A 7,818-nucleotide genomic window follows, 5' to 3' on the forward strand; every position below is an offset into this window, starting at 1 on the left:
TTCCTGCGCCGCAGCGGAGACCAGACTTCGCGCCTCGACCGCTGGGAGACCGAGCTTAACGAAGCCCTGCCCGGCGACGCGCGTGATACCACCACTCCGCAGGCGATGGCAAAAACCTTGCGCAATCGGCTCACCGGCAGCGTACTCTCCGCCGCATCGCGACAGCAGCTGCTCAGCTGGATGGTTGACGATAAGGTCGCCGGCCCGCTGCTGCGCTCGGCGCTGCCGCACGGCTGGTTTATCGCTGACAAAACCGGCGCGGGCAACCGCGGGTCGCGTGGTATTATCGCCGCCCTCGGCCCGGACGGGCAGCCCGCGCGCATCGTGATTATTTATTTAACCGGCACCGAGGCCTCGATGGAAGAGCGGAACCGGCAGATTGCCGGGATTGGCGAGACGCTGGTTAAGCACTGGTAAGGCGAGCGCTATCGTTCGCGACGGCGGTAAAACGGACGTCCGGCGCGCGATGGCCGGGCATCCGTTCGCCGGCGGGTGCGTTATTACTGATAAAAGTCGTAAATATTGCGGGCGACCGTTTTATCCGCAGTTGCCTGGCTGAAGCCATTCTCTGTTTTCATCTGCGAACCAATTTTCGCTTTTAACAGCTCCTGCTGCTGGAGGGTGACAACCAGCTCCTTGTTGATATTATCCGCGATGATTTTGTTCAGCGCCTCAGAGCAGCTTAGGCTGTGTTTGAGTTTAAGGAACACGTCCGGCGAGAGCGCGTCTCTGACGCGAATCTCATCCACGCAGCGCTTATTGAGATAAAACGCATCGTCACCGGCCCGGTACGTCAGCCCGCTCTCCGGAGGCGCAGCGTTACAGGCGCTAGCCAGCGCGGCGGCGAAAATAACGGGTAAAACTCTGCGCATATCTCTCTTCGGCATTCACCAGGCACGAGGCGAACATCGTTCATGCCGCCTCTGCCAGGGCTCCTGAAACGAACGTTGATTTTGGGGCAGCCAGCAGAAGCGTTGTTTGAATCATCACTCCCCTTGATTTACGTTCCCCTCACATCTGTGCATTTAAAATAAAATTAATCCGTAGGCATCTTGTTGCACTCACGAAGTAATGAGAACAACATCACATAAATATCAAAACACAATTTCATTTTATTGATTAAAGATAGAAAGTAGTCAGCGTCTAAATCATATCTTAGTGTCCAGGTACGACATTTTTTTCGACACTATGCTTTACTCACTCAGGATTCTGAACCTATGGCTCTGTCAGCTAAAGAAAGACTCTTCAATAAAGTCATCACGCATTACGCTGAAAGCCGTTCAGGATTCACGGCGCAGGACTGTGCGGATTTTATACAGGTCAACCGTAGCGTGGTCAGCCACTATCTGAACAGATTGTGTGATGACGGGCGTTTACGCAAAGAAAACACCCGACCGGTTCGTTTCTTTGTCATCAGTGAAGTTGCCGCCAAACCCCCTCTTACATCTGTACGTCATAATCAACAAGATGCTTTCAGCAGACTGATTGGCCATCAGGGGAGCCTGGCAGAAGCGGTGGCCCTCTGCCGTTCCGCGGTGGACTATCCCGGCCGGGGATTACCTGTCCTGCTGTCCGGCGAAAGTGGCGTGGGGAAAAGCCATCTGGCCTCACTGGTGTATCAGTATGCGCTTGAACGCGGCGTCATCGCATCAGATGCCCCGTTTGTTGAACTTAACTGTGCGGATTATGCCAACAACCCGGAACTCCTGTCGGCAACATTATTTGGTTATACCCGCGGCGCGTTTACCGGAGCGGACCGCGAAAAACGCGGTGCATTTGACGATGCCGATGGCGGTTTTCTGTTCCTTGACGAAGTCCATCGTTTATCGGCAGAGAATCAGGAAAAGCTGTTTCTGTTTATGGATAAAGGGTATTTCTACCGTCTTGGGGACAACAGGACCACTCGTCCCGCCAGAATACGTTTTATTTTTGCCACAACAGAGAATATCGACACTGTTTTACTGAACACCTTTCGCCGACGAATACCGATCAGAGTGACCATTCCGAATTACCTCTCCCGTCCGTTGCCTGAACGCATCACCCAGATCAGCCACTTCTTCCATCAGGAGGCTTTGAGCCTCCAGCAGGACATTCATTTCGATGCCCAGTTGATGCACCAGCTTGCCACCTCACCGGTCCGGGGTAATATTGGCGAGCTGAAAAACCAGATTAAAGTCATGTGCGCCACGGCGTGGAGTAACACACATCCTGGTGAAGCTATCTCTCTGCAGGGCTGTACCCCGGGTGGAGAGCTCCTGGTCGTCTCCTCTTCGGCTTCTGCTGAAACCCTGGATGCCAGTTCACTTTTCCCCAAAGCCATGCGCGATGATGTGATATTTCGGGAATTCTGCCACAGCGGAAACGTGTTGCTGCTGAACCGAAAAATGGAACAGTTGCTGACTGAGATTAACGGTACATTGTCACCGGAGGGCTTATACAGCGGTTATATCTGGCAAAAAACGATACAGGCGATCGGCGAGCTGGAAAACCTGAGTGGAATTCAGTTCAGCCATGAACTGCGTAAAACCATCTGGCTGTCGCTGAGCTATGCCATGTCTGCAGCCCAGGAAACAGCAACCCTGAATGAACTGGAACGTATTTCTGATTATGTGTCGGGAAAAGCCAGCCTACTGGCAGAAGAGTGTATAACCCAGCTGGCCAGATACGTAACACCGCAGCCCTTACCGCTGTTACATCCCTTGCTTAGCTGCGCGTTCCACACTCTGGCGGGGGAAGATGATATTATCCAGGGTATCATCGTCGCCCATGGACGCACCACCGCCTCCAGTATTGCCGGTATCGCCAACCAGCTGGTTGGGGGGTATTATTTTAAAGCCTTTGATATGCCCCACTCGACCTCCACCCGTGAAATTATCGACCTGCTGATCGCCCATGTTTCCCGGCTTCGACAGGGGTCAGGACTGATCATTCTGGTTGATATGGGATCCCTCAGGGAAATCTATGAAGAAATAAAACTTCATCTGCACGGCGAGCTCCTGGTCATCAATAATGTCTCCACCATGATGGCACTGGATATCGCTGCCAAAATCCAGGAGCGGCTCCCGATGGAGGAAATCATTGAAGGCACACAGGGGGCTTATGAGGTGGAAACCCGGCATTACGCCGGCTTGCTACCGGGTAATAAAATTATTATTTCCTGCATTTCCGGCGAAGGTATCTCCCGTAAACTGAAAGATATCGTACAGCGCTATCTGGCGCAGGCGGATATTGATATTGTCACCATGGAATATGACGATCTGAAATGGAAAATCACCCATGCAGATCCCTCTCTTAATGGTACGCGACTGATTATCACCACCACAGACCTTGAAGCCGGTTATATCCCTTTACTCAGCGTCGAGCAGTTGATTAAGGAACGCACCCAGGTGCTGAAACGTGTCTACTTCAACGGCCTGCTGCAGGAAGGTGTTCTTGAGCCGATGGTAGAGGAAATCGTAAAACTGTTTACCGTCGAAGGTATTGCCAACCGTCTGAGTTTCCTGAATCCCGTCGTCATCATCAATGAAGTCGAGGCCGTCATCAAACAGTACGAAGGGTTCTACAAAATCCATTTCGAAAGCTACCTGCGTATGAACCTCTTCATGCATATCGCGCTGATGATTGAACGGGTGATGGTGAATAATGGCGTGCGTCACCGGGAAGAAACTGAACTGACGCTGCAGCAAAAGGCATTCGTGGCCGTGCATGACACCTTTTTCCAGGCGCTGAATCGCAAATACCACCTCACCCTGCCTCTCACTGAAATCCTTATGATTTTTGAAATCATGGAGCCCTGGATTTCTGTGGACGCATCAGCCTGAACATCAATACCTGCCAGTCCCCCTGGCAGGTCATTTCGACACTACTCCCGACGTCAGTCTAAGCACTCATTATAGTGTTCAAATCAACATAAAAACCAATGTAAATCATTGAATTAAAAACATGGCATACAACTTGCTTTATTTAAGGCAGACAAATGAAATTTATAAAGGAATGCGTAATGCGAGAGATGTATATCGCCACTCATGGTCGCTATGCCGAGGGCATTGTTTCAGGCCTGAATCTGCTGATTGGCGAAGATCACGGTATCACGCCGATCTGTGCGTACTGTGGTGAGATTGGCTCAACAGCTGAACTTGCCGTTTATTTTGACTCGATTGCCATGGAGGCCGCCGCTCGTGGCAATGAGCTGGTGCTGTTTACGGATATGGCCGGAGGCAGTGTCAATAATACCGCCGTACAGATGATGGTGAAATACCCACACGTGCATGTGATCAGCGGCGCCAACCTGATCATGTTGATGGAGTTCTGCATGTCCGAACACATTGACACCGCATCACGACTGCAGGATGCCATTCTGGCGGCAACGGATGCCATGCAGTATATGAATACCCTGCCGGATATTATCGCTGCGCGTCAGGCAATCCCGTCCGCAATACAGGATGACAACGAAGACTTCTTTTCCGGGGAGAACGGACTGTGAATATTGCACTTGAGCCACTTGACCCCCGCTATACACATACACAGCCCGGCCTCAACAAAACCTGGTTAAATGATGCTATCGCAGAAGTGCTGGCTAAAGTGGATGCCATGCTGCCCCGCTTCTCATCCACGTTTCCGTCTGCCAGCGGAACCGGTGGTGTTTACCCGGCGGTGGAAAAAGTAGACTGGACGGAGGGTTTCTGGACCGGGATGTTGTGGTTAGCCTGGGAAGTAACCGGAGACAACAAATACCGTGATGTGGCGGAAAACCTGCTCGACAGTTTCGAAGAGCGACTGGATAAACATATTAAGGTCGATACCCATGATCTGGGTTTTCTTTATCTGCTTTCCTGCGTCAATGCCTGGAAGCTGACCGGTAATCTCCGTGCCCGGGAGCTTGCCCTGCGCGCAGCAGACCTCCTTTACCAACGTTTTAATGCCACCGCCGGTGTCATTCAGGCCTGGGGAGATTTAACGGACCCTGCCCGTCAGGGACGGATGATCATTGACTGCAACCTTAATGTCCCGCTCCTGTTCTGGGCTGCAGATGAGACGGGAAATAACCGTTACCGTGAGGCCGCCACGCAGCATCTGGCGCAGGCCGCCCGGTATCTGGTACGTGAAGACGCCTCAACATTCCATACTTATTATATGGATATCCATACTGGTCAGCCGCTTCGCGGTGACACTCATCAGGGATTCAGTGATGATTCATGCTGGGCCCGGGGCCAGGCATGGGGCATTTACGGATTTGCGCTGGGATTTAACCACACCGGGGATGCCGCTCAACCGGAGCTGTCACGCCGACTGGCCCATTATTTTCTGAACCGCCTCCCTGAGGATTACGTCTGCTACTGGGATTTAATTTTTACCCGTCAGGACAATGCCCTGAGAGATACCTCCGCCGCCGCCATCGCCGTCTGCGGGCTGGCAGAGTTATTGAAAATGCTGCCACTGACCGATCCTCTGCGTCCGGCCTACGCCAATGGCATCGAACTTATGATGCGCAACCTGCGTGCGCATTATTTCGCTCATCAGCAAGACGGCCTGCTGCGTGAAGGTGTTTATAACTTTGGCCGCAATATGGGCATAAACGAACCGAATATCTGGGGAGATTATTTTTATTTTGAAGCCCTGGTTCGTCTTTGCCGCATCTGGACCCCTTATTTCTGTTAACCGGAGCTACACATGATTTCTTTAGTTCGAATTGATGATCGTCTTATTCACGGTCAGGTGGCCGTTGTCTGGACCAAACACCTGGGAGTCAACCGCATACTGGTCGCGAACGACCAGATTGTGAATAACGACGTACAAAAAATGTCGCTGCGTATGGCCGCGCCGGATACGGCAAAGTGCGGCATCATGGCAGTGAAAGATGCCGGCGATGTCCTCAATGACCCCCGCGCTGAAAACATGAAAATTATGGTCATCGTTAACAATGCCGCCGATGCCCGGCGCCTTGTAGAGCAGGTTCCGGCGATCAGGACGCTGAATGTCGCCAATTTCGGCCGTATTACGGATCATCTGGCCGCAAAAACCCGCATCAGCGATACGGTCTATGTCACCCCGGAGGATGTCGCTGACTTCAGGGCTATCGCTGAACGTGGCGTCAACGTCGAATATCAGGTTCTGCCATCTCACCCGGTCAAAAGCCTGATTGAGATGCTGGAAACTGCAGCCTGCTGATGAGGTCCCTATGTTAACTTCCGCATTTCTTGTCGCACTGATTATGTTTCTGGTTAAAACAGCGGATCACACCCTGGGTCAGCCGCTTATTGAACGCCCGTTAATCTGTGGCGCTCTCGTCGGGCTGGTGCTGGGCGATTTCCAGCAGGGCATTATTATCGGCGCCTCGCTGGAATTAATTTTCCTCGGAACCATCACCATCGGTGGCTCAGTTCCGGCTGACCTCGCCGTCGGTTCGGTTCTGGCCACGGCGTTCACGATCCTGACTCATGCTGAACCCGCGGTTGCAGTAGCGCTGGCATTGCCGATCAGTCTGCTGGCCGTATTTGTCTACCAGGTACTGAAGCTGGTGTATACCGCACTGGTCGAAAAATATGATGCCCTGCTGGAACAGGGGCATGACCGTGCGGCACTTGGCCTGACGCTCGGCATGACCTTCTTTTACGGTATTCCGTTCGCCCTGATTGCCTTTTTCGGCATCCTGTTTGGTACCGACGTTATTCGCAGTGTGGTGGAAAGCATTCCCCCGACCGTGATGCGCGGGATGACGGCAGTCGGCGGCATTCTGCCAGCACTGGGTTTTGCGATTTTGCTGAAAGCCCTGTGGAATCGCAATATTGCCGCCTTCTTCTTTATCGGCTTTGCCATGGCAGCCTATCTGCAACTGCCCATCATGGGGATTGCCATCATTGCAGGTTCTGTCGCGGTTTACCTCTGCTTCAATGAATTCAACCAACTGAAAGCTAACAAACAGGCCACAGCGGCAACTGCGCCGGCTGCGGCTGATGATAAGGATGGGTTTTTCAATGACTGATATCCATATGAAAAATGTCAGCGCTTACAGCGACGAAAAAAGTGAAAAGAAACTGTTCCGTCAGCTGTTCATTCGTCAGTTTCCTCTGCTGGGCTCGATGAACTTCACCCGTATGGAAGGGTTAAGTTACGGGTGGGCGCTGGCCCCGATGCTGAAAAAAATCTACGCCGGCGATCCACATCGCTATCTGGAAGCCCTTAAACGTAACAGCCAGTTCTTTAATACCAACCAGCATATTGCGCCCTTTATTATGGGGCTGACGCTGTCCATGGAAAAAGAGAATGCAGCCAATCCTGATTTCGATACCTCCAGTATCAACGGGATCAAAGTTGCCCTGATGGGCCCTTTTGCAGGAGTGGGTGACTCCTTCTTTTATGGGGTGTTACGTATCATTGCGACCGGTATTGCTATCGGTCTGGCATCACAGGGAAATCCGCTTGGGCCACTGCTGTTCCTGCTGATCTACAATATTCCAAGCTATCTGTTGCGCTATTATGGTGGCGTTATGGGTTACCGGCTTGGCTCAAAGTACATCGCGGAAGCCACCCAGTCGGGGCTGCTGAGCTGTATCACAAAGGCCTCGTCCATAATGGGGCTGATGATGGTTGGTGCAATGAGTGCCAGTATGGTGAAATTTACCACCACCTTCAAAACCACCATTGCAGGGCAGCCTTTTGTGTTACAGGAGATACTGGACAAAATTTGCGTCGGGCTCATTCCTCTGATACTGGTACTGCTCTGTCTGAAACTGCTCAATAAAAAGGTCAGTCCAAATAAAGTATTAATCATGCTCATCGTTATTGGTTTTGGTGCTGCGGGGATCGGCATTATCTGAT

Annotated in this window: 8 protein-coding genes; 7 read left to right on the forward strand and 1 reads right to left on the reverse strand. The window is 52.0% G+C overall.

What is annotated here, in order from left to right; genetic code table 11:
• Nucleotides 1–417 (forward strand): serine hydrolase (locus tag PFH44_RS22565; RefSeq protein WP_283826215.1); only part of this gene is annotated, 417 nt, incomplete at its 5' end.
• Nucleotides 418–500: 83 nt separating this feature from the next.
• Here the strand turns inward: PFH44_RS22565 and PFH44_RS22570 are convergent.
• The gene (locus PFH44_RS22570; RefSeq protein WP_283826216.1) at nt 501–872 is read right to left on the reverse strand and encodes a hypothetical protein; all 372 of its coding nucleotides are present in this window, start codon (nt 870–872) and stop codon (nt 501–503) included.
• Nucleotides 873–1,217: 345 nt separating this feature from the next.
• Here PFH44_RS22570 and PFH44_RS22575 point away from each other — a divergent pair, with 345 nt between their 5' ends.
• From PFH44_RS22575 to PFH44_RS22600, 6 genes are all read left to right on the forward strand, one after another.
• Nucleotides 1,218–3,821 carry a sigma 54-interacting transcriptional regulator gene (locus tag PFH44_RS22575; protein ID WP_045858343.1) on the forward strand — a complete coding sequence of 868 codons (2,604 nt, stop codon included), beginning with the start codon at nt 1,218–1,220 and terminating at the stop codon, nt 3,819–3,821.
• A gap of 179 nt (nt 3,822–4,000) precedes the next feature.
• A complete protein-coding gene (locus PFH44_RS22580; protein ID WP_045858345.1) occupies nt 4,001–4,483 on the forward strand; it encodes a PTS sugar transporter subunit IIA in 483 nt (160 codons plus the stop codon).
• A complete protein-coding gene (locus PFH44_RS22585; RefSeq protein ID WP_045858346.1) occupies nt 4,480–5,658 on the forward strand; it encodes a glycoside hydrolase family 88 protein in 1,179 nt (392 codons plus the stop codon). The genes PFH44_RS22580 and PFH44_RS22585 overlap by 4 nt, the downstream gene beginning before the upstream one ends.
• 12 nt (nt 5,659–5,670) lie before the next feature.
• A complete protein-coding gene (locus PFH44_RS22590; RefSeq protein WP_045858348.1) occupies nt 5,671–6,168 on the forward strand; it encodes a PTS sugar transporter subunit IIB in 498 nt (165 codons plus the stop codon).
• A gap of 10 nt (nt 6,169–6,178) precedes the next feature.
• Nucleotides 6,179–6,982 (forward strand): PTS mannose/fructose/sorbose/N-acetylgalactosamine transporter subunit IIC, encoded by an 804-nt coding sequence (locus PFH44_RS22595; RefSeq protein WP_045858350.1) that lies wholly within the window; start codon nt 6,179–6,181, stop codon nt 6,980–6,982.
• Nucleotides 6,975–7,817, forward strand: coding sequence for a PTS system mannose/fructose/sorbose family transporter subunit IID (locus tag PFH44_RS22600; RefSeq protein ID WP_045858353.1), 843 nt, complete (start codon nt 6,975–6,977; stop codon nt 7,815–7,817). Before PFH44_RS22595 ends, PFH44_RS22600 begins: the two co-directional genes overlap by 8 nt.
• The last annotated feature ends 1 nt before the right edge of the window (nt 7,818 follow it).

Source organism: Klebsiella sp. Ech2A, assembly GCF_030078455.1.
Taxonomy (GTDB): domain Bacteria; phylum Pseudomonadota; class Gammaproteobacteria; order Enterobacterales; family Enterobacteriaceae; genus Klebsiella; species Klebsiella terrigena.